General features: G+C 61.2%; 24 protein-coding genes. 17 read left to right on the plus strand and 7 right to left on the minus strand.

Annotation, left to right across the window (positions count from 1 at the left end; genetic code table 11):
- Positions 1–7: 7 nt before the first annotated feature.
- From CXQ80_RS12170 to CXQ80_RS12180, 3 genes are all read left to right on the plus strand, one after another.
- Positions 8–1,375, plus strand: coding sequence for an MFS transporter (locus CXQ80_RS12170; RefSeq protein WP_101319748.1), 1,368 nt, complete (start codon positions 8–10; stop codon positions 1,373–1,375).
- A gap of 78 nt (positions 1,376–1,453) precedes the next feature.
- Complete coding sequence (gene garD / locus CXQ80_RS12175) at positions 1,454–3,007, plus strand: galactarate dehydratase (RefSeq protein ID WP_101319751.1); 1,554 nt, start codon at positions 1,454–1,456, stop codon at positions 3,005–3,007.
- Between the two features lie 85 nt (positions 3,008–3,092).
- Positions 3,093–4,673 carry an aldehyde dehydrogenase (NADP(+)) gene (locus CXQ80_RS12180; RefSeq protein ID WP_101319753.1) on the plus strand — a complete coding sequence of 527 codons (1,581 nt, stop codon included), beginning with the start codon at positions 3,093–3,095 and terminating at the stop codon, positions 4,671–4,673.
- A gap of 32 nt (positions 4,674–4,705) precedes the next feature.
- Here the strand turns inward: CXQ80_RS12180 and CXQ80_RS12185 are convergent, their stop codons facing one another.
- The gene (locus CXQ80_RS12185) at positions 4,706–5,455 is read right to left on the minus strand and encodes a FadR/GntR family transcriptional regulator (protein ID WP_101319755.1); all 750 of its coding nucleotides are present in this window, start codon (positions 5,453–5,455) and stop codon (positions 4,706–4,708) included.
- Between the two features lie 205 nt (positions 5,456–5,660).
- Between CXQ80_RS12185 and CXQ80_RS12190 the strand changes: the two genes are divergently transcribed.
- Positions 5,661–5,990 carry a hypothetical protein gene (locus tag CXQ80_RS12190; RefSeq protein WP_101319757.1) on the plus strand — a complete coding sequence of 110 codons (330 nt, stop codon included), beginning with the start codon at positions 5,661–5,663 and terminating at the stop codon, positions 5,988–5,990.
- Positions 5,991–6,032: 42 nt separating this feature from the next.
- Here the strand turns inward: CXQ80_RS12190 and CXQ80_RS12195 are convergent, their stop codons facing one another.
- Positions 6,033–6,959 (minus strand): LysR family transcriptional regulator, encoded by a 927-nt coding sequence (locus CXQ80_RS12195; protein WP_101319759.1) that lies wholly within the window; start codon positions 6,957–6,959, stop codon positions 6,033–6,035.
- A 20-nt stretch (positions 6,960–6,979) separates the two neighbouring features.
- Entirely contained in the window at positions 6,980–7,954 is a 975-nt protein-coding gene (locus CXQ80_RS12200) for a quinone oxidoreductase (protein ID WP_101319761.1), read from the minus strand.
- 207 nt (positions 7,955–8,161) lie between these two features.
- On the opposite strand from CXQ80_RS12200, the gene CXQ80_RS12205 reads away from it, so the two are divergent.
- From CXQ80_RS12205 to CXQ80_RS12250, 10 genes are all read left to right on the plus strand, one after another.
- The gene (locus CXQ80_RS12205; RefSeq protein WP_101319764.1) at positions 8,162–9,043 is read left to right on the plus strand and encodes a DMT family transporter; all 882 of its coding nucleotides are present in this window, start codon (positions 8,162–8,164) and stop codon (positions 9,041–9,043) included.
- Positions 9,044–9,242: 199 nt separating this feature from the next.
- The gene (locus tag CXQ80_RS12210; protein ID WP_101319766.1) at positions 9,243–11,426 is read left to right on the plus strand and encodes a type VI secretion system Vgr family protein; all 2,184 of its coding nucleotides are present in this window, start codon (positions 9,243–9,245) and stop codon (positions 11,424–11,426) included.
- Positions 11,423–12,310, plus strand: a complete 888-nt coding sequence (locus CXQ80_RS12215; RefSeq protein WP_101319769.1) for a DUF4123 domain-containing protein — start codon at positions 11,423–11,425, stop codon at positions 12,308–12,310. The genes CXQ80_RS12210 and CXQ80_RS12215 overlap by 4 nt, the downstream gene beginning before the upstream one ends.
- 10 nt (positions 12,311–12,320) lie before the next feature.
- Positions 12,321–14,969, plus strand: coding sequence for a T6SS effector BTH_I2691 family protein (locus tag CXQ80_RS12220; protein WP_101319771.1), 2,649 nt, complete (start codon positions 12,321–12,323; stop codon positions 14,967–14,969).
- Positions 14,969–16,165, plus strand: a complete 1,197-nt coding sequence (locus CXQ80_RS12225; RefSeq protein ID WP_178080768.1) for a DUF6708 domain-containing protein — start codon at positions 14,969–14,971, stop codon at positions 16,163–16,165. Before CXQ80_RS12220 ends, CXQ80_RS12225 begins: the two co-directional genes overlap by 1 nt.
- Entirely contained in the window at positions 16,131–16,388 is a 258-nt protein-coding gene (locus CXQ80_RS12230; RefSeq protein ID WP_101319774.1) for a PAAR domain-containing protein, read from the plus strand. The genes CXQ80_RS12225 and CXQ80_RS12230 overlap by 35 nt, the downstream gene beginning before the upstream one ends.
- Positions 16,389–16,456: 68 nt before the next feature.
- The gene (locus CXQ80_RS12235) at positions 16,457–17,140 is read left to right on the plus strand and encodes a bifunctional 2-polyprenyl-6-hydroxyphenol methylase/3-demethylubiquinol 3-O-methyltransferase UbiG (RefSeq protein ID WP_101319775.1); all 684 of its coding nucleotides are present in this window, start codon (positions 16,457–16,459) and stop codon (positions 17,138–17,140) included.
- A 136-nt stretch (positions 17,141–17,276) separates the two neighbouring features.
- Positions 17,277–18,257: an aliphatic sulfonate ABC transporter substrate-binding protein gene (locus tag CXQ80_RS12240; protein ID WP_101319778.1), complete on the plus strand. Its 981-nt coding sequence runs from the start codon at positions 17,277–17,279 to the stop codon at positions 18,255–18,257.
- Positions 18,258–18,275: 18 nt separating this feature from the next.
- Positions 18,276–19,640 (plus strand): LLM class flavin-dependent oxidoreductase, encoded by a 1,365-nt coding sequence (locus CXQ80_RS12245; RefSeq protein ID WP_101319780.1) that lies wholly within the window; start codon positions 18,276–18,278, stop codon positions 19,638–19,640.
- Between the two features lie 133 nt (positions 19,641–19,773).
- A complete protein-coding gene (locus CXQ80_RS12250) occupies positions 19,774–20,610 on the plus strand; it encodes a bifunctional allantoicase/(S)-ureidoglycine aminohydrolase (protein WP_101319782.1) in 837 nt (278 codons plus the stop codon).
- 74 nt (positions 20,611–20,684) lie between these two features.
- Here CXQ80_RS12250 and CXQ80_RS12255 read toward each other — a convergent pair whose 3' ends face one another.
- From CXQ80_RS12255 to CXQ80_RS12265, 3 genes are all read right to left on the minus strand, one after another.
- The gene (locus CXQ80_RS12255; protein ID WP_101319784.1) at positions 20,685–20,951 is read right to left on the minus strand and encodes a DUF1652 domain-containing protein; all 267 of its coding nucleotides are present in this window, start codon (positions 20,949–20,951) and stop codon (positions 20,685–20,687) included.
- 216 nt (positions 20,952–21,167) lie between these two features.
- Positions 21,168–22,052, minus strand: a complete 885-nt coding sequence (locus CXQ80_RS12260; protein ID WP_101319786.1) for a pirin family protein — start codon at positions 22,050–22,052, stop codon at positions 21,168–21,170.
- Positions 22,053–22,160: 108 nt separating this feature from the next.
- Positions 22,161–23,042 (minus strand): LysR substrate-binding domain-containing protein, encoded by an 882-nt coding sequence (locus tag CXQ80_RS12265; RefSeq protein WP_101319788.1) that lies wholly within the window; start codon positions 23,040–23,042, stop codon positions 22,161–22,163.
- A gap of 157 nt (positions 23,043–23,199) precedes the next feature.
- Here CXQ80_RS12265 and CXQ80_RS12270 point away from each other — a divergent pair, with 157 nt between their 5' ends.
- Together CXQ80_RS12270 and CXQ80_RS12275 are read left to right on the plus strand one after the other, a co-directional pair.
- A complete protein-coding gene (locus tag CXQ80_RS12270) occupies positions 23,200–23,601 on the plus strand; it encodes a MerR family DNA-binding transcriptional regulator (RefSeq protein ID WP_101319790.1) in 402 nt (133 codons plus the stop codon).
- 20 nt (positions 23,602–23,621) lie between these two features.
- Positions 23,622–24,521: a hydroxymethylglutaryl-CoA lyase gene (locus tag CXQ80_RS12275; RefSeq protein ID WP_101319792.1), complete on the plus strand. Its 900-nt coding sequence runs from the start codon at positions 23,622–23,624 to the stop codon at positions 24,519–24,521.
- Positions 24,522–25,063: 542 nt separating this feature from the next.
- Here the strand turns inward: CXQ80_RS12275 and CXQ80_RS12280 are convergent.
- Positions 25,064–25,585, minus strand: a complete 522-nt coding sequence (locus tag CXQ80_RS12280; RefSeq protein WP_101319794.1) for an MgtC/SapB family protein — start codon at positions 25,583–25,585, stop codon at positions 25,064–25,066.
- 127 nt (positions 25,586–25,712) lie between these two features.
- Here CXQ80_RS12280 and CXQ80_RS12285 point away from each other — a divergent pair, with 127 nt between their 5' ends.
- Positions 25,713–25,952, plus strand: coding sequence for a DUF3203 family protein (locus CXQ80_RS12285; RefSeq protein ID WP_101319796.1), 240 nt, complete (start codon positions 25,713–25,715; stop codon positions 25,950–25,952).
- Positions 25,953–26,065 lie beyond the last annotated feature (113 nt).

A 26,065-nucleotide genomic window follows, 5' to 3' on the forward strand; every position in this document is an offset into this window, starting at 1 on the left:
CACCTTCATGCAAGCGACGAAAAAAACGCATGTACGTTATCTGATCTTGTTCATGCTCTTCGTCGTGACCACGATCAACTATGCAGACCGAGCGACCATTTCGATCGCCGGCTCCAGTCTGCAGAAAGATTTAGGGATAGACGCGGTCACCCTCGGTTACATCTTCTCGGCCTTCGGCTGGGCCTACGTGCTCGGGCAAATCCCCGGCGGCTGGCTGCTCGACCGCTTCGGTTCAAAGAAGGTTTACGCCTTCAGTATCTTTACCTGGTCGCTGTTCACTGTGCTGCAGGGCTTTGTCGGTTACCTACCGGTGGCCAACGCGATCATCGCCCTGTTCATGCTGCGCTTCATGGTCGGTTTTGCCGAGGCGCCGTCGTTCCCCGGTAACGCCCGCATCGTGGCGGCCTGGTTCCCGACTGCTGAACGCGGCACCGCATCGGCCATCTTCAACTCGGCGCAGTACTTCGCCACGGTCCTGTTCGCACCGCTGATGGGCTGGATCGTCCACGCCTGGGGCTGGGAACACGTATTCGTGGTCATGGGCGTACTGGGTATCGCCTTCTCGGCGGCCTGGATGAAGCTGATCTACAACCCTAAAGAACACCCGATGATCAGTGCCGAAGAACTCGACCATATCGAGCGCAACGGCGGCCTGGTCGACATGGATAAACCCAGGGCAGCCGGCGCCAGCGGGCCGAAGTGGGCCTACATCAAGCAACTGCTGAGCAGTCGCATGATGGTCGGTATCTATCTTGGCCAGTACTGCATCAACGGCATCACCTACTTCTTCCTGACCTGGTTCCCGGTGTATCTGGTGCAGGAACGCGGCATGTCGATCCTCAAGGCGGGCATCATCGCCTCGTTGCCAGCGATCTGCGGCTTCGTCGGCGGTGTATTGGGTGGCGTATTGTCTGATGGTCTGCTGCGTCGTGGTCATTCACTGACCTTCGCCCGCAAGGCGCCGATCGTGGTCGGCCTGTTGCTCTCTACCAGCATGGTCATCTGCAACTACGTCGACGCCGAATGGATGGTGGTGGCGATCATGGCCCTGGCGTTCTTCGGCAAAGGCCTTGGTGCACTGGGCTGGGCGGTGGTATCGGACACCTCGCCCAAGCAGATCGCCGGGCTGTCCGGCGGCATGTTCAACACCTTCGGCAACATCGCCTCGATCACCACGCCGATCATCATCGGTTACATCATCAGCGCTACTGGCTCGTTCAAGTGGGCACTGGTGTATGTCGGTGCCAACGCCCTGATCGCAGTGCTGAGCTACCTGGTGATCGTCGGCCCGATCAAACGTATCGAGCTGCGTGACGTGCCCAACGATGAACCGGCTCAGCCGGCCAGCAGCGAACTGGCCAGCTCGCGCCACTGAGTGATTGCGCCTGCACCTGCTGAAGCGGGTGCAGGCGTCTCGAACAAAGCCTGAGATAACTACAAGAAGGGCCTGAACATGCAGCTGATCGAAACTTCCGACTCGCCCCGCTACGTGCGCCTGCACGAGGATGACAACGTAGTGGTGGTGGTCAACGACGGTGGTTTGGGCGAAGGCGCCCGCTTTGCCGACGGCCTGACCCTGGTTGAAGCAGTACCACAAAGCCACAAGGTTGCCACGCTGGATATCGCTCAGGGCGAACCGGTGCGGCGCTACGGGCAGATCATCGGCTATGCCTTGGAACCGCTGCGCAAAGGCAGCTGGGTGCAGGAAAGCCAGCTGGCGATGCCCGCTGCCCCCGAACTCGACAGCCTGCCGCGCTGTGACGCCGTCCCTGCCCCTCTGCCGCCGCTGGAGGGTTTTACCTTTGAAGGGTTCCGCAACGCCGATGGCACCGTCGGTACGCGTAATATTCTTGGCATCACCACCACCGTGCAATGCGTGACCGGCGTGCTCGACCATGCGGTCAAACGCATCCGCAGCGAGTTGCTGCCCAAATACCCCAATGTCGATGATGTGGTGGCACTGACCCACAGCTATGGCTGCGGCGTGGCAATCAATGCCCGTGATGCCTACATCCCGATCCGCACCGTGCGCAACCTGGCGCGTAACCCGAACCTTGGCGGCGAAGCCCTGGTTATCAGCCTGGGCTGCGAGAAACTGCAGGCCGGCCAAGTCATGCATGAAAACGACCCCTCGGTAGACCTCAGCGACCCATGGCTGTACCGCCTGCAGGACGCCAGCCTCGGTTTTGTCGAAATGATCGAACAGATCATGGCGCTGGCCGAAGCGCGTCTGATCAAGCTCGACCAGCGCCGCCGCGAGACCGTGCCGGCCGCAGAGCTGATCCTGGGCATGCAATGCGGCGGCAGCGATGCCTTCTCCGGTATCACCGCCAACCCCGCGCTGGGTTTTGCCGCCGACCTGCTGGTGCGCGCCGGTGCCACCGTGCTGTTCTCGGAAGTAACCGAAGTCCGCGATGCCATCTACATGCTTACTTCCCGCGCGCAAACACCGGCCGTAGCCGATGCACTGGTGCGCGAGATGGACTGGTACGACCGTTACCTGGAGCAAGGCGCGGCCGACCGCAGCGCCAATACAACCCCGGGCAACAAGAAAGGTGGCCTGTCGAATATCGTCGAGAAGTCGCTGGGCTCGATCGTCAAGTCCGGCAGCGGCGCCATTCAAGGGGTGGTTGGCCCGGGTGAACGGGTCGAGCGCAAGGGCCTGATCTTCTGCGCAACCCCTGCCAGCGATTTTGTCTGCGGCACCCTGCAACTGGCGGCGGGGATGAACCTGCACGTGTTCACCACCGGCCGCGGTACGCCGTACGGGCTGGCCATGGCGCCGGTGGTCAAGGTGTGTACCCGTACCGAGCTGGCCCAGCGCTGGCCAGACCTGATCGACATCGACGCCGGGCGCATCGCCACCGGCCGCTCGAGCATCGAAGAGTTGGGCTGGGAGCTGTTCCATTTCTACCTGGACGTGGCCAGCGGCCGCAAGCAGACCTGGGCCGAACAGCACCGCCTGCACAACGACATCACCCTGTTCAACCCGGCACCAATCACCTGATCGCTTTGCCCTCTGCCGCTGCGCTTGCAGCGTGGGCCGCAGAGGGATCTGTCCTATCCATTGTGTACTTCAACAGGAGCAAGACATGCCTGAGATTCTTGGCCACAACTTCATCAACGGCCAGCGCAGCGCAGCTGGCAACCAACGCCTGCAAAGCCTGGACGCCACTACTGGCGAAGCGCTGCCCTACAGCTTCGTGCAGGCCACCGAAACCGAAGTGGACCAGGCCGCCCGCGCTGCCGCCGCAGCATTCGTTGAATTCCGCCAGCTGGCACCTGCCCGTCGCGCCGAGTTCCTCGATGCCATTGCCGCCGAGCTGGACGAACTGGACGACGCCTTTGTCGCCATTGTCTGCCGCGAGACCGCCCTGCCCGCTGCCCGGATCCAGGGTGAGCGCGGCCGCACCAGCGGCCAGATGCGCCTGTTTGCACAGGTGCTGCGCCGTGGCGACTACCTCGGTGCGCGCATCGATCTGGCCCTGCCTGATCGTCAACCCTTGCCGCGGGTCGATCTACGCCAGATGCGTATTGGTGTCGGCCCGGTCGCGGTGTTTGGCGCAAGCAACTTCCCGCTGGCCTTCTCCACCGCTGGCGGCGACACCGCAGCAGCATTGGCCGCAGGCTGCCCGGTGGTGTTCAAGGCGCATAGCGGCCACATGGCCACGGCCGACCTGGTCGGTTGCGCGATCACCCGCGCCGCCGAGCGCACCGGCATGCCCAAAGGCGTGTTCAACATGGTCTTCGGTGGCGGCGTGGGTGAGTGGCTGGTCAAGCATCCGGCGATCCAGGCGGTTGGCTTCACCGGCTCGCTCAAAGGCGGCGACGCACTGTGCCGCATGGCCGCAGAACGTGCGCAGCCAATCCCGGTATTTGCCGAGATGTCGAGCATCAACCCAGTGATCGTCCTGCCGGGCGCGCTGGCCAAGCGTGGCGAAGCCATCGCCCGCGAGCTGGCAGGCTCGGTGTGCATGGGCGCGGGGCAGTTCTGCACCAACCCAGGCATGCTCATTGGCCTGCGTTCTGCTGAGTTCAGCACTCTGCTGGCCAATGTTGGCGAGGCGCTGGACGCTCAGGCCGGGCAAACCATGCTCAATGCCGGCGGCCTGCGCAGCTATGTCAGCGGCCTTGAGCATCTACAGGCGCATGCCGGCATCGAGCACCTGGCGGGTCAGGCGCAGGAAGGCTCACAGGCGCGTGCGCAGCTGTTCAAAGCGGACGCCAGCCTGCTGGTCAATGCCGATCCACTGCTGCAGAAAGAGGTGTTTGGCCCGGCCACCGTGGCGGTCGAGGTGCAGGACAACGAGCAACTGCGCGCAGCCCTGCAAGGCCTGCGTGGCCAGTTGACCGCAACCCTGATCGGCGAGGCAGAAGACTTCGAGGCGTATGCCTGGCTGGTCCCGCTGCTGGAAGAGAAAGTTGGCCGGATCCTGGTCAACGGCTATCCGACTGGCGTTGAGGTCTGCGATGCGATGGTCCACGGCGGGCCATATCCGGCAACTTCGGATGCGCGCGGGACCTCGGTGGGGACATTGGCGATCGATCGCTTCCTGCGGCCGGTGTGCTACCAGAACTACCCGCAGGCGTTGCTGCCTGAGGCGCTCAAGGATGGCAATCCGCTGGGGTTGCGTCGGTTGGTGAATGGGCAGTGGAGTGACGGCTCGCTTTAAGCTTTTTGGGGCCGCTGCGCGGCCCCAGAAATCTACACCCCTTGCGCCTCTGCCGCCTCATGCGCCTGGCGCAGCCGCTCACGGCTATTGGACAGATGCATGCGCATCGCCATCTTCGCCCCTTCGCTATCGCCCCGCACAATCGCCTCGTAGATCGCTTCGTGCTCGTGGCGCAGACGGCTCATGTAATGCGCCTGGTCATCCTGGGCAATACGCGCCGAATTGAGCCGCGTGCGCGGGATGATGCTGGTGCCGAGGTGATTGATGATGTCGGCGAAATAATGATTGCCGCTGGCCTGGGCGATCCGCAGGTGGAACTGGAAGTCTGCCGATACCGCATCGGACGCGTGCGCAGCGCCTTCGTTGATCTCATCCAGGGCCGCACGCATCCCGCTCAACTGCTCGTCGGTACGGCGCTGCGCCGCCAGCCCGGCAGACTCGATCTCCAGAGCGATGCGTAGCTCCAGCACCGCGAGCACTTCACGCAGGGTGACCACGGTGGCGGGATCGATGCGAAAGCCACTGCCAGGTGAGGCCTCGAGCACGAACGTGCCGATACCGTGACGGGTCTCGACCTGCCCGGCAGCCTGCAGCCGCGAGATAGCCTCACGCACTACGGTGCGGCTGACGCCTTCCTCAGCCATGATCTGTGACTCGGTCGGCAGCTTGTCGCCGCGCTTGAGCTGACCACTGCGGATGCGTTCGGTCAGCACCGTGACCAATTCCTGGGCCAGACTGCGCGGCTTGCGCCGGGTCCTTGCCTGTACCTGCTGCTCTGTCATGCCCTGTAGTTCACCTTGAGAGACAGGCACCATGATAGCGCAAGCAGTTGTACGATCACATACGCAGACTGCGGGTTTTTATTGATACTTTGGCACTGCCTGTTTCGTACCTCGGCGTCCGTGCTGGATGGCGGCAAATTGCTGGCCCCCAAACCTCGAAAGCGAAGGCAAACTTCGTTTTCCTTCAGAAGCTTAGGACAGCATCATGCGGGTATTTCTAGCAACCATGGCCGGCTGCCTGCTGGCGACCTTCGCTATCACAGCCCAGGCCAAAGCCTTGAGCCAGAACGATCGCAACGTGTGTAGCTGGGGGTCGCAGATTGCCGCTGAGGCGCAGCAAGCCAAGCTTTCCGGGGTCAACGTGTACGCCACGCGCAAGCGCCTGCAGGCGCGCAAGTTCCCCAAACCGTGGATGCGCATGACCGCCTTCGGGATCACGGAACAGACCTACAACAGCCGCTCCCGACTCAAGCCTGCGGCCATCAAGAAAACCTATTATGACCAATGCGTGCAACACGCTATCGCCAAGCGATAACGCCATAAATCAGTAACTTATAAGAACTTCCTGATAAATATTCTAGGCCTTGATTTGCCATGGTGGCCCTGAATGGAATGAGCGCTGCAGCCAGTCCTTGAGTGCGCCGACGGCTGCAGTGTGCAATCGCGCCGAGGGCCGTACCAGGTAGATTCCGGCCGTAACATCCAGTTGCCAGTCTGGCAGCACGCGTACCAGCCTGCCGGCGGCCAGGTCTTCGATCATCAACCAGTCGCCGCCAGCGATAATGCCGACACCCCGGCGGGCAGCCTCCAGCAAGGCTTCATTGTCATTGCTGCGCAGTGAACCTGAGACCTTGACGCTTACATGCCGCGCGCCGGCCGTTAGATTCCATTCAGGAAACGAGCGCAAGCCACTGAAACCCATGCAGTTATGCTCGGCCAGGTCAGCAGGGACTTGAAGCGTGGGATGTTTGGCCAGGTACTCCGGCGATGCGCACAGAATGCGCAGATGATCGCAGAGCTTTTTTGCCACCAACCGGCTGTCCGCCAGCTCACCGATACGGATTGCCGCGTCAAAACCTTCAGCCACCAGATCGACAAAACGGTCTGAGTACTCGACCTCCATCGTTACCTGCGGATGCGCCAGGACGAAGTCGGCCAGCAGCCCACTCAGCCAGCGCCTGCCCATCGCCGCCGGCAGCGCCAGGCGTAGACGCCCCCGGACGGTCGCAGCGCCCTCGGCCGCTTCCTGCTCGGCTTCATCGATCAAGCGGCTGGCTTGGCGCAGCCGCTGCACCAGTCGCTCGCCCTCATCGGTGAAACGCAACTGGCGGGTAGTGCGTTCAACCAGACGAATTCCCAGGCGCTGTTCGAGCGCACTCAAACGCCGCGACAGCACCGACGGGTGGCGGTCGAGCTGGCGCCCGGCAGCGGCGAATGAACCTTGCTCGTGCAAGGCCAGCAAGCTTGCCAGTTCATCCGCGCGGCGGCTGTCGAAGGCGTCCATGGGCAGGCTCTCAAACAAGGTCAAGGGATCAGTATCAGCGCCCCCTCGGAACGGCCCTGCTCCAGGTCCGTATGAGCCTGGGCAACATCAGCCAGCGGGTAGCGGCGCCAGATACGCGGCAGGATGATACCTTGGCTGACAGCCTCCAGCACGTCTGCCGCGCGCTGCTGATATTCCTCGGCAGTCTGGGTATGGGCGGCCAGCGATGGCCGTGTCAGGTACAGCGAGCCCTTGGCATTGAGCGTGCTCACCTCGATGGGCGCAGGGGCACCCGAGGTCGCCCCGAACGACACCAGCAGCCCGCGCGTTCGCAGACTGTCCAGTGAGGCCTGCAGCGACACTTTACCGATGCTGTCATACACCACGTCCACGCCCTGCCCCGCAGTCAGTTCCTTGACTTGGGCGGCCAAGGTCGCCGCATCAAATACCAGCACGTGCGCGCAGCCTGCCTCTTGTGCGCGACCGACACTTTCAGGCCGGGACACAACACCAATCACCGTCGCCCCCAAGTGCCTGGCCCACGCCACCAGCAACTGGCCCACCGCGCCACCAGCACCGTAGACCAGCATCTGAGTGCCGGGACCTACTGAATAGGTAGTCTTGATCAAGTACTGTGCGGTGATGCCCTTGAACAACACTGCGGCGGCCTGTTCATCACTGACCGAGGCCGGCAACTTGACCAGACGCTCGGCCGGGTACAAGCGGCCACTGGCGTAGCTGCCAATCGGGCCGGTGGCATAGGCAACCCGATCGCCAACCTGCAATGAGGCAACGCCCTCGCCCACAGCCGTTACCCGCCCTGCACCCTCCAGCCCCAAGCCACTTGGCAGCACCAGCGGCGCAGCACCTTTGCGTTGCAGCAGGTCGAGCGGGTTGACGCCGATGGCCGTCTGTTCAAGCCAGACCTGACCCGGCCCCGGCTGCTGCGGTTGCACAGTCTCCAGTTGCAGTACATCGGTGGTGCCGGTGTCGATCAGAACGATTCGTGCGGACATGGCCAATTTCCTTGGTTGATGGAATGCCGTTGCAGCTTAGATAGCCATCTGCCGTCGAGCAATCAGGCCTGGCACAGATGATTCGTGCACCTGACGAAGCAATACATCTCGAAAGTACCGTTGCGGTCCAGCCCAAGCCCGGCAAGACTACGTCCACGACCACCCGACGCAGGCTTGCTCGCCAAGCCGTTCAGGCCACTGTTGCTTATGCACGACAAGACCACGTTCAGCGTGCCGGTAACCCACCGATCGCTGCTGCTGCCCATTCTTCTGAGTTTGCTGGCGTTTGCCGCCAACTCGGTATTCTGCCGTCTGGGCCTGCGCGACGGCGCCATTGATGCCACCGCCTTCACGGCGATCCGGCTCGGCAGTGGCGCGCTAGTGCTCGCCGCATTGGTGTACTGCACTCGGCGGCCTCGCAATCCGGCAGGCAGCTGGGCCGGAGGACTGGCCCTGTTCGCCTATGCCTGGCTGTTCTCGCTCGCCTACCTGCAACTGGGTGCAGGCACCGGCGCGCTGATTCTGTTCGGGGCAGTACAGATCAGCATGTACGCTTTCGGCATGTGTCGAGGCGAACTGCTGCAGCGCAAGGTGCTGCTAGGGATGTTGATTGCCTTCGCCGGACTGCTTGCATTGCTGTTACCCGGCACCGACGCACCGCCGCTTGCCAGCGCGTTGGTCATGCTTACCGCAGGCATTGCATGGGGCGCGTATTCACTGCTGGGCAAAGGGTCAGCCGACCCGCTGGCGGCAACTGCAGGCAACTTCCTGCGCAGCTTGCCGCTGGTGCTTGGCGCTGTTGTGGCAATGGCGCTGAGCGGCGCATCGCTGCACTGGAGCGGCGAAGGCGTGCTGTATGCGCTCGGATCCGGCGTGCTGGCCTCCGGTGCCGGTTACAGCCTCTGGTATAGCGTGGTCAGGTGCATCAGCTCGCAGCAGGCGGCGACCATGCAGTTGAGTGTGCCGGTGCTGGCAGCGCTTGGTGGGGTGTTGTTGCTCGGCGAGCCACTGACCTGGCGCTTGGGCCTGACTTCGCTGGTGGTGCTCGGTGGGGTTGCGTTGGCGTTGCTGCCGACGCGTCGGGCCTAGGTAGCCAGCCGGGTAGCCTTTCACCCTCGATAGCGAATTTTCCTACGCCCTTCTCAGAAGCCGGATAGGTCCCTCAAAAGCCCTACCCCGGTATGGTTGGCAGGCAATCAAAGCCGTGAAAACAGCGGCCCCGCCCCAGCCCCGTCGGCAACTCATCGGCCCTACCGGCGACGCTTGCAGACGCTGAAAAGGACGTCCCATGCCCAGCCAATCCGACCTGAGCTTCCGCTTCGAGCCTCTGGCCAGCCGCACGCCGTTCGAAGTGGTGTCGTTCACCCTCGAAGAAACCCTCAGCACGCCTTTCAAGCTCACGCTGGAGCTGATCAGCTACCGAGCTGAAGTCGATTTCGCCGAGCTGATTGACAAGCCAGCGCTGTTCACCATTTGCCGCGACCAGCAGCCAGTACGCTACGTGCACGGTTTGATCAGCAGCCTTAGCCAGGGCGAAAGTGGTTTCTATCGCACCCGCTATCAAGCTGTCATCGAACCACAACTGGCACGCGCACGCCTGCGCTCCAACTGGCGAATCTTCCAGCAGCAGAGCGCAGCGCAGATCCTCGAGGTCATGTTCAAGCGCCAAGGCCTGACCCAGATCGAATTCAGCACCACGTGCGACCACCAGGTCCGCGAGTTTTGCGTGCAAGCCGGCGAAACCGACCTCGACTTCATTGCACGTCTGGCTGCAGAAGAAGGCTACATCTACAGCTTTGACCACAGCGCTACTGCCCACACCCTGCGCGTGACCGACCGGGTGATGAGCCTCGGGCAGATCAACAGAAGCGTCATCAAGCCCGCAGACGATCTACGCAGCTATGCCGAGGATGGCACCGCCGACCCGCTCAGCGTGCTGTATCACTCCAACAGTGGCGGCGATCCCGCCGGCCCTTGCCTGCGCAGGCTTCGCTATTGCGAGCAGGTGGCAACCACCCACCAGCAGCAGCGCGACTATACCTTCCTGCGGCCAGCCTACCGCCAACAACACGGGGTGGTTGCCAGCCAGTGGAAGCTGCCCTGCAACAAGTACGAACGCTTCGACTATCCCGGCCGCTACAACCTCGATGTGGTTGGCAAGCCGTTCACCCAGACGCGGCTGACCGCACGCCGCCACGCGGTGCGCCTGGCTGAAGTCGAAGGCGACGATGTTCGTCTGCAACCTGGGCTGAGCTTCAATCTGATCAATCATCCCCGTGAGGACCTCAACGCCCACTGGCGGGTGATCAGCGTGCGTCACGTCGGCAGCCAGTTCACCAGTCTGCAGGAAGAGGCGGCGGATGCCGATCAGGGCACACACTATGTCCAGCATGCTGAGCTGATACCGGGCCGCATCGACTGGAAGCCCGCTTTGTTGGCCAGGCCGCGCATTGACGGGCCGCACATGGCGACGGTGGTCGGGCCGCCCGAGGAAGAGATTTATTGCGACCAGTGGGGGCGGGTCAAGGTCAGCTTTCCCTGGGACCGAGAAAGCAAGGACAACCAGTTCAGCTCGTGCTGGATCCGCGTTGCCCAGGGCTGGGCTGGTGGCAGTTGGGGATCGATGGCCATACCGCGAGTCGGCCAGGAAGTGATCGTTCAATACGTCAATGCCGATCCCGATCAGCCACTGATTACCGGCCGCACCTACTGCGCCAACCAGCTGCCGCCCTATGATTTGCCGCAGCACAAGACCCGTATGACCATCAAAAGCCAGACCCACAAAGGGCAAGGCTTCAATGAGCTGCGCTTCGAGGATGAGCTGGACCGGCAAGAGGTGTTCATTCACGCCCAGAAAGACCAGAACAACGTGGTCCGGCACAACGAAACCACCAAAGTCGGCAATGATCGCGCCGAGCAAGTCGAGCGTGACGAAACCCTCAGCGTCGGCCATGACCGCACAGAGTCGATCGGCAATGATGAAAAGGTTTCGATTGGCCAGGATCGTCAGCATCAAACTGGTCGCGATGACGTCCTCGAAATCGGCCGCCACCACAGCATCACTATCGCTCAGGACCGCATCGAGCAGGTCGGCAACCACCGCCGCGACAGCACAACTGCCAACCACACCGTCGATATCGGCGGGCACCTCGAACAACAGATCGCTGGCCACGTCGACCTGAAAGCCGGCCAAGCGATTCGCTACCAGACCCAGGACTTCGAGATCGAGGTCGCTGGCAGCTTCTCGATCAGATCGCCGGGCGGCACGTTACGCCTGGATGCTTCCGGGATAACCCTCGACGGTGTCGCGATAAATTTCAAAGGCCCTATCGGTCAAGCACCTGAGGGGAGTTCCTACGCCTTCAGCATCAGCGGCAAGCCTGAGCCGGGTGAGCCTGTCTGCGTGAGTTGCCTGCTCAAAGCGATTCAAGAGGGGCGCAGTGTTGTCCGCCTCGAAGGGGTCAACGCATGACCACAACGGCCACCAATCTTGGAAACGAGATCGTCGAAGTACTGCGCAACCCGCGTTACCGCCTGACTGGCATCGTCGAGATAAGCCGCTTGAGCGAGCGAGATCGCAGCGAACTGCTGCGCCGTATCAAGGAATACGCGCTGCCATTACTTCAGCAGCCCGAATTCGCCAACCTGCAGGCGCTTGGACCACGGTTGATCACTCCAGCGCCCGACTATGGCCTGGACGGTCAGTGGGGCAACTACTGGGATGTCGAACACTACGGCAAAGAGGGCATCTGCGCGTGGATCGTCAGTGCGATGCCGCCGCCAGAACTGCTCGTGCACCTGAGCCAGGCCAATCGCACGGTCGCGCCTGATGGCAATAGCTACCTGCTGCGTTGGCACATCGCACGCAGTCTCCAGGCTCTGCATGCACGGCGCGACTTGCCGGCGGTACGCGAGTGGCTCGCGCCTATCCATAAAATATGGCTACCGGTACCTGACCCAGGTCGCGAGCGCTGGGTATGCCTCGAGGGAGAGGATCGCGCGCCGATCAGCCAAGGCAACGCCTTCGAGCTGGACTCCGCGTGCTGGCAGGCGCTGACCGGCGACCCGCTGGAATACACCTTGGCCGACGCCATCGGCACAGCGATGGCAGCTGCGGGCATGACCGGCCAATGCCACGCCATTCGCCTAGGCATTGCTCGCGCGCATTTGAGTGCAGCTCGCAAAGCTGGCCTGAGCCGCCAGCAGGACCTGATCAGCTACGTGACCATGATGACCCTCAACGGCGATGCGCTGGCTGAGTCGGCCGCATGGACGCAGGCCGTTGCCGAAGCAAGCGAGCTCAAACGCCCGCTGGCAGACGCCCTGCAAGCGCCCCTCTCCTGCCAGCCTCGATAAGGACACCACCATGATCAGCATGGACAAGCTCTTCGCTATTAATCGGGCTGCCTGCGAGGCCCTCAGCGTACCGTTAGCCGCAGGCCCTGCAGTCAGCTGCACCCGCAGCTTCACCATTCTGCCACTGCGCTACGCTGCCGTCGGCGGCAACTCCGCCTTACGCGAGCGCCTGCCGCAATTGCCAGACAACCTGCATCACGCGCATCAGGCTGGCGCCTTGACTCAGGCTGCCTACGCGATACGGCCACTGCGTGAAGGATTCCTTTACGTCATGGAAGCTCGCCGAATCGGCAACAGGTTGTTATTTCTTGACCCGTTCCGCATTTCGGCAGATGGCTCACTGGCCATCTCCAGCTTCGATGCCCCCTGGCAAGCCCCGCCGGCCTCGCTGACGGCGCAGGACGTGATGCGCAACCTGGCATGGGCTCTGACTATCCACGATGTCGATGACCTGATCGGGCTGCGGCTGTTCTACAGCCCTGACCCGCTGAGCAGGGCTACGCTAATGCGCCTGTTCCACCAGGCTTCCAGCGTGCCGGCTGTGAACGTGGCCAAGTATGCCGCCCCTTCCTGCTCAGTCCCTGAGTCCCATGTACTGACTTACGGTCAACTCGACCTGGTGGCCGATTTCGCCGCAGAGAACGATCCAGACCTGCGCAAGATGCTTGACGCACAACTGTCTTCGACGCCGAAGATCATGTCGCTGCTGGCCTCTCGGCAGATGCTCAAGCCAAAGCCAAACAGCGATACGCCGCGAGGTATCGCCATCGTGGTGGAAGACGCGATCGGCATTACCCAGGATCTCAATGCCTGGCGCAACGCGGGCCTGGAACACCTCAAAGGCTGGCTGGAAACCACCACCCCCGGCGCTGAACCAGAGCAGCCGGGGATCAGCAACGAGCGCAAGGTGCTGGTGGCACAAGCGTTCACTCAACTGCACGCCGAGTTCAGTGAGCGCAAGGTCGGCGCGCTGCTGAGCCGCCACACGCAGAGTCTGCGTGAGTACCTGACAGATGGCGCACAAAGCCTGCCGCCCGGTCCAACCCGCGAATGGTGGGCGCACACACGCGAAGGCATTCTTGAAGTTGATGCACAGTTCAAGCGCAAGGATCTCGAAGCGCGTGCTGCCACTGGCGAGTTTGCCAAGGCTTTCGAAGAGCGCTACTTGCCAAGGGTCGATCTGCCCGCCATGCACGTTCAGCTGGGCTGGTTCGAGACCGTCAGCCGCGAAGCGCAACGCCAGGCTGATGCCCGGGCAGGCGACCACCTGATATGGCTGCAGCATCCGCGCCTGCTTGCAGCACTGGATCTCTATGACCAGGAAGACCTCACCAGCGGTCTGTGCTTTGCACACCAGACCGGCCTCTGCGTGCTGGGTATGGAAGGCACCGTCAAAGGCGCGCAATTGCTCAGCCGCTGGTGGCAGAGCGGCGAAGTTGAAGCGAGCAACTTGGCCATGCGCGCTTATGTGTTCAATCAGAAATCGGTTGCCGAGGTACTGGCAAAGACCCAAAGCGATATGCGCATTCTCCACGGGCCAGCGGACGACTGGCAAAAACTGGAAACCGCACTGCAACAAGCCAAGGCACTGGCGGCCCAATTCAGCGCAATCGACGGCCATCTGGAGCGGTTAGCCCAACATGGCCACGTCAATACTGCCGGCGCACTGGCCTGGATTGGTCATTTAGGGCGTGAAGCCCTGAGCGCCGGTGCACCCAACGCTGTAGACCGAGCACTGCATAGGCGTCTGGTAACTCTCCTTACTGCTTCGCTGGGTGAGCAAGCACTCAACTTGCGCATGGCCGAACACGCGCAGGCCGGCCACACACCCTCACCGGGCCGCGTTGCCGCACCGATCATGCGCCGGCTTGATCAGGCCTATGTCGACAGTCTGAACGGTGCGCACAGCAACAGCTTCTACCGCCTGCGAGTCAGCAGCGCGCTGCTGTTGCTGGAAGCGAGTCTCTTGCTGCTGCAAGGCAGGCGAGAGGATAAGGATCGACGGTTCTGGAGCGAGGTGGCTGCGGGGGCGTTGACGAGCGCGGCGGCGGGGATGGAGTTGTTGGCGGTGGGGACAGAGCAGGTATTAGCAACTCTCGGCCAAAGGAGCGCATCAGCGCGGGGAGCATATATCAGTTTGGGTCGTTATCGCTTTTGGGGGGCAGCGATGGCAAACGCCGGCGGGCTGATAAGTATTTGGTGGGATATCCAAGACAGTATAAAACTAGCAGGAGAGGCGAGCACTGATCTAACACCGAGAAAAGGTTTACTTTTCACTGCATACGCGTCCAGAGTGACAGCGACCTTTTTATTACTAGGCGCACAAAGCACTCTGGCTTTCTCTCAAGCTGGACCGCTGTTCACATGGTGGGCATCTAGAACAGGAAACCCCGCACTCACAGCAGTAATCCAAGGTCTGTCAAACACTTCTGCGCGTCTAGCAGCCAATCGTGTAGCTCTAACACTCCTCGGCCGAATAGGCTGGCAAGCAGGTTTGATCATCCTCGCGGCCACTGTAATCATAATAGTGCTGGATGATGATGCTTTTGAGAAGTGGTGCGACAGATGCTGCTTCAGCGCAAAAAAAGAAGTGGACAGATACAAGAAAGACTCGGATGAGTTGTCAGCATTATTCAACGCCACTAGCGAGCTCTTATAATGTACCTTATTGAGTGGATGATGTGGAAAAGCATTTTAGAGCCAGCAGAAACTCGAAAAAAATACGAGCATATCAGCACCCAGCGCATCCCAGATATTTATGAAAGCGATGAGGCTGAAGCGCTTGAAGCCGCTCGAAAAGTTTTGAGCAAGACTCCAAAAAGTCGAGGTCCGGTGTACATTTTCAACGACTACGCACTCGAAATTAGATGCGGTATGTGGGAGAGCAAAAGAGGGCTGATTACAACGATCTCCGCGCCACTTATCGCTGCACTAATCCTAGGAGGCGTGGGGGCGGCCGATTTTCTAATCACCGCGATTGATATCCTATACGAGCAGAACAGATGGTCGTTCATGCACTGGTACGTTTCAGCGCTCCTAACTATTCTTGTTTCGTTCGCCTCATGGCTTTATGCGAAATATGGGTTTACCTTTACCTGCCTTGAATTACTCACTTCCCGCCACTTATTGATTCGTTTCAATCGAAAAACACAGCAAGTACACTTGCATCGCCCGGTCAATTGCGGCGGGATCGTGACTTTGCCCTGGGCCGGAATTAACACCTCAGCTACTGACAAGATACATTTCACTGATGACAGTATCGGAATGCCCCTTGCGCTTCACTGGCTCCCGCGCTGGACTGGAACCTTACATATAGAAACTGCTTGGGTTGGTAAAGCCGCCAACAGTCAGGCTGAATTACGACATGAATGGGAATTCATCCGCCGTTTCATGGATGAAGGCCCCGATGGCCTACCCCGCCCACGCATCACTTCACACTTCCCTTGGCCCTGGCAGGCATTCACTCCGCAGTTCGAGGGCCTTACCCACTATTTCTGGAATTCGTCGCGGATCATCAAGTTAGGCCTCATTCTTATTTCGCCCGCCTTCCTCATTCTCGGCCTGGGCCACTGGCTAAGCCTGCTGCTGTGCTGGAAACCGCGCTGGCCAAAAATCATCCGCGAAGCAGGACTGCCCGGCAAACCCATCCCGCCGCTAACCACTTTGGCCGACAGGCCGCCTCATATCCAGGAGCGCCTGCGTGCGAACGCCCATCTGTGGGCCATACGCCCGGGCCAGCGGCCGGCGAAAAAACCACGCGCTACCCGTAGGCGAGCCAAGCCCGGCAACCAGTCCACTACAGCCAAGGAGTCCTCCACCGATGAAACCCATTGTGCTGATCGGCCACAAACATGACTGCCCAATTCACGGCATCGGCGAAGTGGTCTCGGGCACTTCTGCGACAAGGGTCGGCGAGCGCGAGGTTGCTTGTGTTGGCGACCGCATAAGCTGCGGCGCCGGCATTGAAAGCGGCTCGCCAAGTTATGCCATCGCAGGCAAGGCCGTGGCGCGACTTGGGGACACCACTGACCATGGCGGCACGCTGATCGAGGGCGACAGCGGCTGGCTGGTCGGCTGAAGTATCGATGTCACTGGGCCCAGTGCACCGCCTAAGCTTGTACCTATCTGTCACTGCCGGAGCCAGCCATGTCCTCCCCTGCCCCTGAAACCCGCCTCCAGCAAAGCTGGCATGACAACGCCCACGCCTGGATCGAAGCCGTGCGCAGTGGCAGTATCGAAAGCCGCCGCCAGGTCACCGATCAAGCGATCCTGCTGGCCATCCTGTCACGCCAGCCACAGCGGGTTCTCGACCTAGGCTGCGGTGAGGGATGGCTGTTGCGCGCCCTCACTGCTCGGGGTATCGAAGCCGTAGGCGTGGATGGCGACTCAACCCTGGTCGAGGCAGCACGCGCAGCCGGCTCAGCACCCGTCCACCACTGCAGCTACGAACAACTCGCCAGCGGCGATGTGGGACTCGGCAAATGCTACGACGCGATTTGCGCCAACTTCGCACTGCTTCATCAGGACATCATCCCGCTGCTGAGCGCGATGACCACCTTACTGGCGCCGGGCGGCGTGCTGGTGATCCAGTCGCTACATCCATGGAGCGCCGCCAACGGTGATTATCAAGATGGCTGGCGTGAAGAATCCTTCGCTGGGTTCAAGGGTGATTGGAGGCCGATGCCGTGGTACATGCGCACGTTGACAAGCTGGCTCGCGGCGTTGGACATGGCCGGACTAACCCTCCTCCAACTGCAGGAGCCGCAGCATCCACAAAGCCCCGTGCCGCAATCGCTAGTACTGGTCGCAGGGCTGAAACACAAGGGATAAAGCTGAAACCCGATAAACACAAAAGGATATAAAAAGAACAAAACAATCTAACCAAATGGAATTAAAAATTGAAAGCTCTGAGCCGCCTCCCTTACGCTGGAGCCCACATTCCAGCCTTCGCTCAGGAGCACCCGCCTTGTCCAACCGTGCCTTTTCTCCCCTCCGCCGTCTCTTGCTCGGCGGCCTGCTGGCCAGTGTCGTCGGCTCCCTACTGCCTTGGTCACAAGCCATCGCCGACGATGCCAAGACCTTGCGCATCGGCTACCAGAAATTCAACAGCGTAAACATCCTCAAGGGCACGGGCGCCTTGGAAAAGGCGCTCGCTGCACAGGGCGTGAAGGTCAGCTGGCACGAATTCGCCGCCGGCCCGCAACTGCTAGAAGCGCTGAGCACCGGTGCGATCGACCTAGGTCACGCCGCTGATGCACCGTCGGTGTTCGCCCAGGCCGCTGGCAAGCCTGTGGTCTATCTGGCGGCTGAACAGCCCTACCCGCGCGGGATTGGCCTGGTGGTACGCGAACAGGATCACATCACCAGCGTGCAGGAGCTCAAGGGCAAGCGAGTTGCCACTGGCCGTGGCTGGAATGCCCAATACCTGCTGGCCGTGGCGTTGCAGCAAGCTGGCTTGAGCTATCAGGACATTACCCCGGCATACGTCAACAACGCCGCCGATGCGGTCGCCGCGCTGCAATCAGGTAGCGTGCAGGCTTCGACGCTGTGGGACCCGTTCCTGGCAGCAGCCGAGCAGCAACCGGGCTTGAAAAACCTGCGCGACGGCAGCGGCCTGACCAACAACCGGACCTTCTATCTCTCCACCGCGAGCTTTGCCGACCAGCACCGCGAATGGCTGAAGACCTTCTTCAGCGAGCTGGCCAAGGTCAGCCAGTGGGCCAATGCCAAGCCAGCGGAAGTTGCCAGCCTGCTGGCACCGCAACTAGGGATCAAGGCTGAGGTGCTGGAAGTGGCCAGCGAGCGCCGCAATTACAACGCCGTGCCGATTACCCCGGCAATCGTTGCCGAACAGCAAAAACTGGCCGACACCTTCCAGGGCCTGGGTCTGATCCCACACAAGTTGATCGTGGCTGACGCGGTGTACCCGACCGCCGTCCTGCCCTGACGCCAAGGAACGCCTCGCATGCCCCGCCCGATTCGCTTCAACGCCTTCAGCATGAACGCCGCCAGTCATCAGTCCCCCGGGCTGTGGCGCCATCCGCGCAATACCAGCGTGGCGTTCAACCAGCTGGATTACTGGACTGACCTGGCTCGTCTGCTTGAACGTGGCCTGTTCGACGCGCTGTTCATTGCCGATGTCATGGGCATCTACGACGTCTACCAAGGCGGGCCCGAAGCGGCCCTGCGTGGGGGCGTGCAGGTCCCGGTCAACGATCCCCTGCTGCTGGTCCCGGCCATGGCCGGGGTTACCGAGCATCTGGGCTTCGGCGTGACCTTCTCGCTGACCTACGAGCACCCGTACCCGTTCGCCCGCCGCATGTCGACCCTGGACCACTTGAGTAATGGCCGGGTCGGCTGGAATATCGTCACCGGCTACCTGGACAGCGCTGCACGCAATCTCGGCCTGGCTCGGCAGTTGGGCCATGACCAGCGCTACGACCTGGCCGATGAATACCTGCAGGTGCTGTACAAGCTCTGGGAAAAAAGCTGGGATGACGATGCCGTATTGCTGGATCGCGAATCGGGCCGCTACATTGAACCCTCGCGGGTCCATCCGATTGGCCATCACGGCGAGCATTTCCAGGTCCCCGGGATGCACCTGTGCCAACCCTCGCCGCAGCGTACGCCTGTGCTGTTCCAGGCCGGCGCCTCCGCACGCGGTCAGGCCTTCGCTGCGGAGCACGCCGAGTGCGTATTCATCAGCGGACCGACGCCGACGGTGCTGCGCCGCTATGCCGACGGCGTGCGCCAGGCCAGCGCCGCGGCGGGACGCGGCCCTGACGAGGTGCTGATTTACGCGCAGGCGCTGTTGATCGTCGCGGACAGCCGTGAGCAGGCGCAGGCGCGCTTTGCCGAATACCGCAGTTATGTGGATCTTGACGCCGCGCTGGCGCTGCTGTCCGGCTGGACCGGCATCGACTTCGCCGGCCTCGATCCGGATGCGCTGATTGAATATGTCGAGAATGATGCTGGCCGCGCAGCCCTGGCCGCCTTTACCGCGGCCGACCCAAGCCGGCAGTGGACGGTGCGCGAAGCCGCCGAATTCATCGGACTTGGCGGCCGCGGCCCAGTCTTGATCGGCTCCGCCAGCGAGGTTGCCGACCAACTGGAGCACTGGCTCGACCAGACCGGTGTCGATGGTTTCAACCTCACTTACGCCGTACAACCGGATGATTTGAGCAATGTCGTCGAGCTGCTGATTCCAGAGCTACAACGGCGCGGCCGCTACCCTGTGGCCTACGCGGAAGGCACATTGCGCCACAAGCTGTTCGGCCAAGGTGATCGCTTGCCCGAGAGCCACGCGGGGCGCAAGGTGAGCATTCAGTAATCGAATAGCGGGTATTTCAACATTTAATTTGTGGATGGCTGTGCACGGACCCTATCCTGTCCGTGCATCCCCTGCGGCGCACCGGCCGGTGCGGTTTCCGGCACGGGGAGAGAACAACAAGTCGAGACTGTCCATGTCGAACCATTCCTACTTCGCCCCTCACGGTGGGCACCCCGCTCAAACCGAGCTGCTGACTGACCGTGCCATGTTCACCGAAGCCTATGCCGTTATCCCCAAAGGCGTGATGCGTGACATCGTCACCAGCCACCTGCCGTTCTGGGACAAGATGCGCATGTGGGTTATCGCTCGCCCTCTGAGCGGCTTTGCCGAGACCTTCTCGCAGTACATCGTCGAAGTCGCTCCGGAAGGCGGCAGTGAGCGTCCAGAGCTGGACCCGAACGCCGAAGCGGTATTGTTCGTGGTCGAGGGTGAAATCGACATCACCCTGCAGGGCAAGCATCACACCCTGGCTCCTGGCGGTTATGCGTTCATTCCACCAGGCGCCGAGTGGAGCCTGCGTAACCACAGCAAGGCCAACGTCACCTTCCATTGGCTGCGCAAGCATTACCAGCGCGTCGAAGGCCTGGATATTCCAGAAGCGTTCGTCACCCACCGCGACAATGCGACCAAGATCGAGATGCCGGGCACCAACGGTGGCTGGGTCACAACGCGCTTTGTCGACATGGCCGATATGCGCCATGACATGCACGTCAACATCGTCACCTTCCAGCCCGGCGGCGTGATTCCGTTCGCCGAGACGCATGTGATGGAGCACGGTCTTTACGTGTTGGAAGGCAAAGCCGTGTATCGCCTGAATCAGGATTGGGTTGAAGTTGAAGCTGGCGATTTCATGTGGCTGCGCGCGTTCTGCCCGCAAGCTTGCTATGCCGGCGGCCCGGGTCCGTTCAGCTACCTGCTGTACAAGGATGTCAACCGTCATGTGCACCTGACACTCAATCCGCAGCGCTGAGTCAGCACAACGGGGCCGCTTAGCTGCGGCCCTTTGCCGCGATCGGCGCCGCAGCACACATCGACGACTCGCTGTCAGGCGATCCGCTTGGCTGCAACCGGCTGCTGTGCCTGACGTTGCTGAGCGCGCAGCTCTGCAACCAAACCCACCAGATCGCGGCAACTGTTAAGGCTGTCGATCGGCACATCAGTCAGGGTTACGCAGTGCTTCAAGCTTTGGCCCTCGCCCAGCCGGATGGTCAGGCTGGCACCATCAGGGCAACTGACCTCGCACCGATCAGGCAGGCAGGCCTGTTCGATGATTTGCCGCATTTCCAACATTGAAACACCTATCAACGACATGGTACGACCCTCTTCATGGGATGGCCTGTTGTCTTTGAGTGCACCGTCAAGGGCGAGGCGTCAGCTGAGGTTGCTCAATTTCAAGCGGCGGTCCATTCGCGAGAACACCCACTGCCCAGCCACCCACTAGCACCTTAGTGGAAGATCGCCGAGCCATGACGACCGTTCGATCTGCCATCGCCCTCGCGCGACGGGCGGTCCGCCTATGCCTGCCGCTCAGTGGGCGGCGCCATGCCTACCACCCATACGTCCAAATCGACCCGCTTGAAAGTCATCCAACGCCTCGGCAATCTGCGCTTGGCTATTCATTACAAAAGGCCCATAGCCAACGATTGGCTCGTCGATCGGTTCACCGCTGAGCAGCAGCAGGACGGCACCCGCCTGCGCCTCGAGGTGGACCCCCGCGCCGGCTCGGTCAAGCAGCACCAAACTGGCCGGGCCGGCTGCGCGGTTACCATTGACCGTTACGCTGCCGCGCAGCACGACTATGGCGGCGTTGCGCCCAGTGGCGACCGGCAGTTGCAGCGTTGCGCCGGCGTTGAGGCGGACATCCCAGACATCCATCGCGGTGAATGTGCGCGCCGGGCCCGCGGCGCCCTCGAACTCGCCGGCAATGACTCGCAGGCTGCCGCACTGGTCTGCCAGCGGCACAACCGGAATATTCGCTGCCAGCAGTGTCTGGTAACCCGCCGGGGCACGCTTGTCCCGCGCCGGCAGATTGACCCACAGCTGCACCATCTCCAGTGCTCCGCCGCTGCGGGCAAACGCTGGCGAATGGAATTCTTCATGGATGATGCCATCGGCAGCGGTCATCCACTGCACATCCCCCGGCCCGATCAAACCGCCGGCGCCCGTGGAGTCGCGATGCTCGACTTCGCCCTGGTAGACGATGGTCACGGTCTCAAAGCCGCGGTGCGGGTGTTCGCCAACGCCGCGCCGAGCGGTGGTGGGCGCAAAATCGTGCGGGCCGGTGTAGTCCAGCAGCAGAAACGGACTGATATGCCGAGCCAGTTGGTCATAAGTAAACAGGCTGCGCACCGGGAAACCATCGCCCACCCAGTGCCCGGCAGGGGCTTGATGAACGCCCAGAATGTCTTTCATGAGAGGTCTCCTTTTTGACTGGGTACAAGCTTACCTGCGGTGATAATCGAGCAATAGACGGTGTAAACAGCACTGATTGTCTCGCTGACAGGACAATCTGCGTGCCTGTCAGATGGCATGGACCATCAGAAGCTCTGTCAGCACCTGCGCCAACGAGCGCACCATCTGCTCGGCAGTTGGCCTGTGCACTATGACAATCTCGTAGCTGTCGACCTCCGGCAAGCCGTGCTCGGTACCCAGTACGCGGTGTTCAGCCGTCGCAGCCCGCGGCGGCAGCAGGCTCACACCCATACCATCGGCAACCGCCGCTTGAATCCCGCTCAGGCTGGAGCTGGTGAAGCTGATGCGCCAGCGCCGGCCCATGCCTTCGATGGCGTTGATCATGTCATCGCGGTACAGCCCACGCGGGGGGAAGGTCACCAGAGGAATTGGATCGAGTTCGAACGCCGGCAGCCGCGCACTATCGATCCACTGCAGGCGCTCGGGCCAGCAGGCCACCCCTTCGCGGCTGTTGCGCCGCTGTTTGAGCAGCACCAGGTCCAGCTCACCATTGTCGTAGGCTTGGCTTAGGTCGCGACAAAGCCCGCTGGTCACCTCGAGTTTGACCTGCGGATGGCGCCGGCTGAAGTCAGACAGCGCATTGGTTGTGCGCCCGCCGACGAAATCCTCCGGCACCCCAAGCCGCACCGTAGTGCCGACCATCGCGCCGGCCAGGGCTTCGAGCATCTGATCGTTGAGCGCCAGCATGTGCCTGGCATAGCCAAGCAAGGTCTGCCCGGCATCGGTAGGCAACACATCACGATTGCCCCGCACCAGCAGGCGATGGCCGACCATTTCTTCCAGCCGCCTGACTTTTTGACTGATGGTCGATTGAGTCGAGTGCAAGCGGGCTGCGGCAGTTGTGAAGCTGCCGCAATCGGCCACCACAACGATCGCCCGCAACAAGTCGAGATCGAACAACGCCCTATTCGATTTAACGCTGATAGACATCAGAGGATTCAATTTATAAATGATCAGTCTGACTTTTAGCATGCCTGCCAGCGCTGAACCAGCCACGTGCTCCGCCAAGGGCGGATAAGCCCAGGATGCCTTGACGTAAACGTAAAGCTCCCAGTAGCTTAGTGCGATAAATCTTCCGAGCCCAAGCATGAGCACCCAGACCTACAGCATCTCCGACCTGTCCCGTGAGTTGGACATCACTACCCGGGCCATCCGCTTCTATGAAGAGCAAGGCCTGATCAGTCCTGAGCGGCGCGGGCTGGAGCGCATCTACAGTGCCCGCGACAAAGTCACGCTCAAGCTGATTCTGCGCGGCAAGCGCATCGGCTTTTCTCTGGCCGAGTGCCGCGAGCTGATCGAGCTCTATGACCCGAGCGGCGGCAACTTCAAGCAGCTCAACAGCATGCTGGTGAAAATTGCCGAGCGGCGCGCTCAGCTGGAGCAGCAGATGCTCGATATTGAGCAGATGCACCTTGAACTGGATACTGCTCAGGAGCGTTGTGAGCAAGCGCTTGCCGCCACGCCCAAACCTTCCGACAGCACGTGCTGACTCGCCACAGGAACCCTGCCATGTCATTGCCAACACACGTTCGCCTGGTTGAAGTCGGCCCGCGCGACGGCCTGCAGAACGAAGCCCAGCCGATCAGCGTCGCCGACAAGGTGCGCCTGGTCGATGACCTGAGCGAGGCCGGTTTGTCCTACATCGAGGTGGGCAGTTTCGTCTCGCCCAAGTGGGTCCCGCAGATGGCCGGCTCGGCCGAAGTATTCAGCGCGATCAAGCAGCTTCCTGGGGTCACCTACGCAGCGCTGGCGCCGAACCTGCGTGGTTTTGAAGACGCGGTTGCTGCGGGTGTCAAAGAGGTAGCTGTATTCGCCGCTGCTACCGAGGCGTTCTCACAGCGCAATATCAACTGCTCGATCAGTGACAGCCTGCAGCGCTTCGAACCGATCATGGAAGCAGCGCGCAGCCATGGTGTGCGGGTGCGCGGGTACGTGTCGTGTGTGCTTGGTTGTCCTTATGAAGGCCGGGTCAGCGCCGAGCAGGTTGCTCCGGTCGCCAAGGCGCTGCATGACATGGGCTGCTATGAGGTATCGCTGGGCGACACCCTCGGTACCGGCACTGCCGGTGACACACGCAGATTATTTGAAGTGGTCTCGGCGCAGGTGCCGCGTGCACAACTGGCCGGGCACTTCCATGACACCTATGGCCAGGCCCTGACCAACGTCTACGCGAGCCTGCTGGAAGGTATCCAGGTGTTTGACAGCTCGGTCGCCGGGCTTGGCGGCTGCCCTTATGCCAAGGGCGCTACCGGCAACATCGCCACTGAAGATGTGCTGTACCTGCTGCAGGGGTTGGGGATCGAGACCGGCATAGACCTCGACCGGCTGATCGCCGCCGGCCAGCGCATCAGCCAGGTGCTGGGGCGACCGACAGGCTCGCGTGTCGCGCGGGCCCGAAGCGCACAATGAGTCACACTAATGTCATCAATGTGTGGGCCTGGTGTTACCGCCCCCACGTTGCGCAGCGGAAATTCGGGTAACAGGGAAACAATTCGACAGAATTTCCCGCAGTGAAAAGATGCAGAAAATAGACAAGCCATTGATTTTCAAGGGATTTAAAAAGTTGGCACGCCACCTGCTATATCTCTGACATAACAAGAACAAAAACGTGACACCCAATAAAAACAACAGGTAACGGCTCTGACATAACAAGAACAACACGGCAGAGGCGTAGCAAGCAGATTTTTTTGGAGTAGAACTGGTTTCCTGGGGGTAAACCCCGCGGCCTGACACAGAACAACAAAACTACCTCCAGGTAGCCACAGTCACGGTCGGATCAACATGATGAAAGCAGGTCAGCGCTCAAAAAAATACGTTTGCTCTTGACCCCGCATGGGGGTTGCTCGCAGCACCGAGGCAGGCTTACAAAAACAACAAAAGGCCCGTCTTCAATAATAACAACAGAGCAGGCAGCAACGATTTGAGGGGAGCTTCGGCTCCCCTCAGTGCTATCAGCCCTCTTCTTCCCGCTGCTTCTGATCGTTGCCTCCTTCGACCTTGTCTACCAGCTTGGGCATGGTGCTCAGCACCAGCAGCGCCAGGATCGTACTGATCAGCGCAGTTGCCTCCCGCCCCATCCCGGCAGCCGTCCCAATGGCTGCGGTCATCCATAAGCCCGCCGCAGTAGTCAGCCCCTTGACGTGGCTGGGATCCTTGCCATTGCCTTTGAGAATGGTACCCGCACCCAAAAAGCCGATACCTGCAACGATGCCCTGGATTACCCGGCTCAGCGCCTGAGCATCTGCGCCGGCCATACTCGGCGCCAGCACGAACAGTGCTGCACCCACGGAGACCAGCATGTGCGTACGCACGCCAGCAGACTTGCCGCGGTGTTCACGCTCAAAGCCCAGCACGGCGCCCAACACCGCGGCCATCAGCAAACGCACCAGAATGCGTGTGACCTCCTCGACGTTGGTCACATCGGCAAACTCGGTCTGGATAGTAACCAGAATCCTCTCCCAGCCGCTTTCCATCAACACCCTCCTCTGCCCGTGTTGACGGTTGACCCCTCAGCCCACGCCGAAGTGCCGTTCGATCAGCCAATGCAGCAACCCGGGCAACCGTGCGGTCACTAATAGCAACCACCCAGAGGACGCTGACATGCCTATAGAAGTTGACCAGAACAGCCGCCACTGCACGCTCATCAGCGACAAGCTGCGGATCGAGGGCACTGGCCCGGAAGTCGAGATCGTCACTGACGAGCAGCTGCGCATGTCCGTCGCTGTGCTTGCCGGGGAGCGCATACCGATCACCGAAGCGGAGGCTGACGCGCTCACTGTTATCGGTGCGGTAGATAGCCGCAGGCATCTGAAGGCAAGTGAGCCTGGCTCGGTAATCTAAGGGTTCGCCGCGGCCCACGAGATAACTGATACGGTTTTTATCGCCTTAGCTGAGTCTGTGCTGCAAACAGTCACCGGCCCATAGTGCCCGGGTCTGTTGAAGCCTGATGAGCC

This window comes from Pseudomonas sp. 02C 26 (genome assembly GCF_002843585.1).
GTDB lineage: Bacteria > Pseudomonadota > Gammaproteobacteria > Pseudomonadales > Pseudomonadaceae > Aquipseudomonas > Aquipseudomonas shirazensis.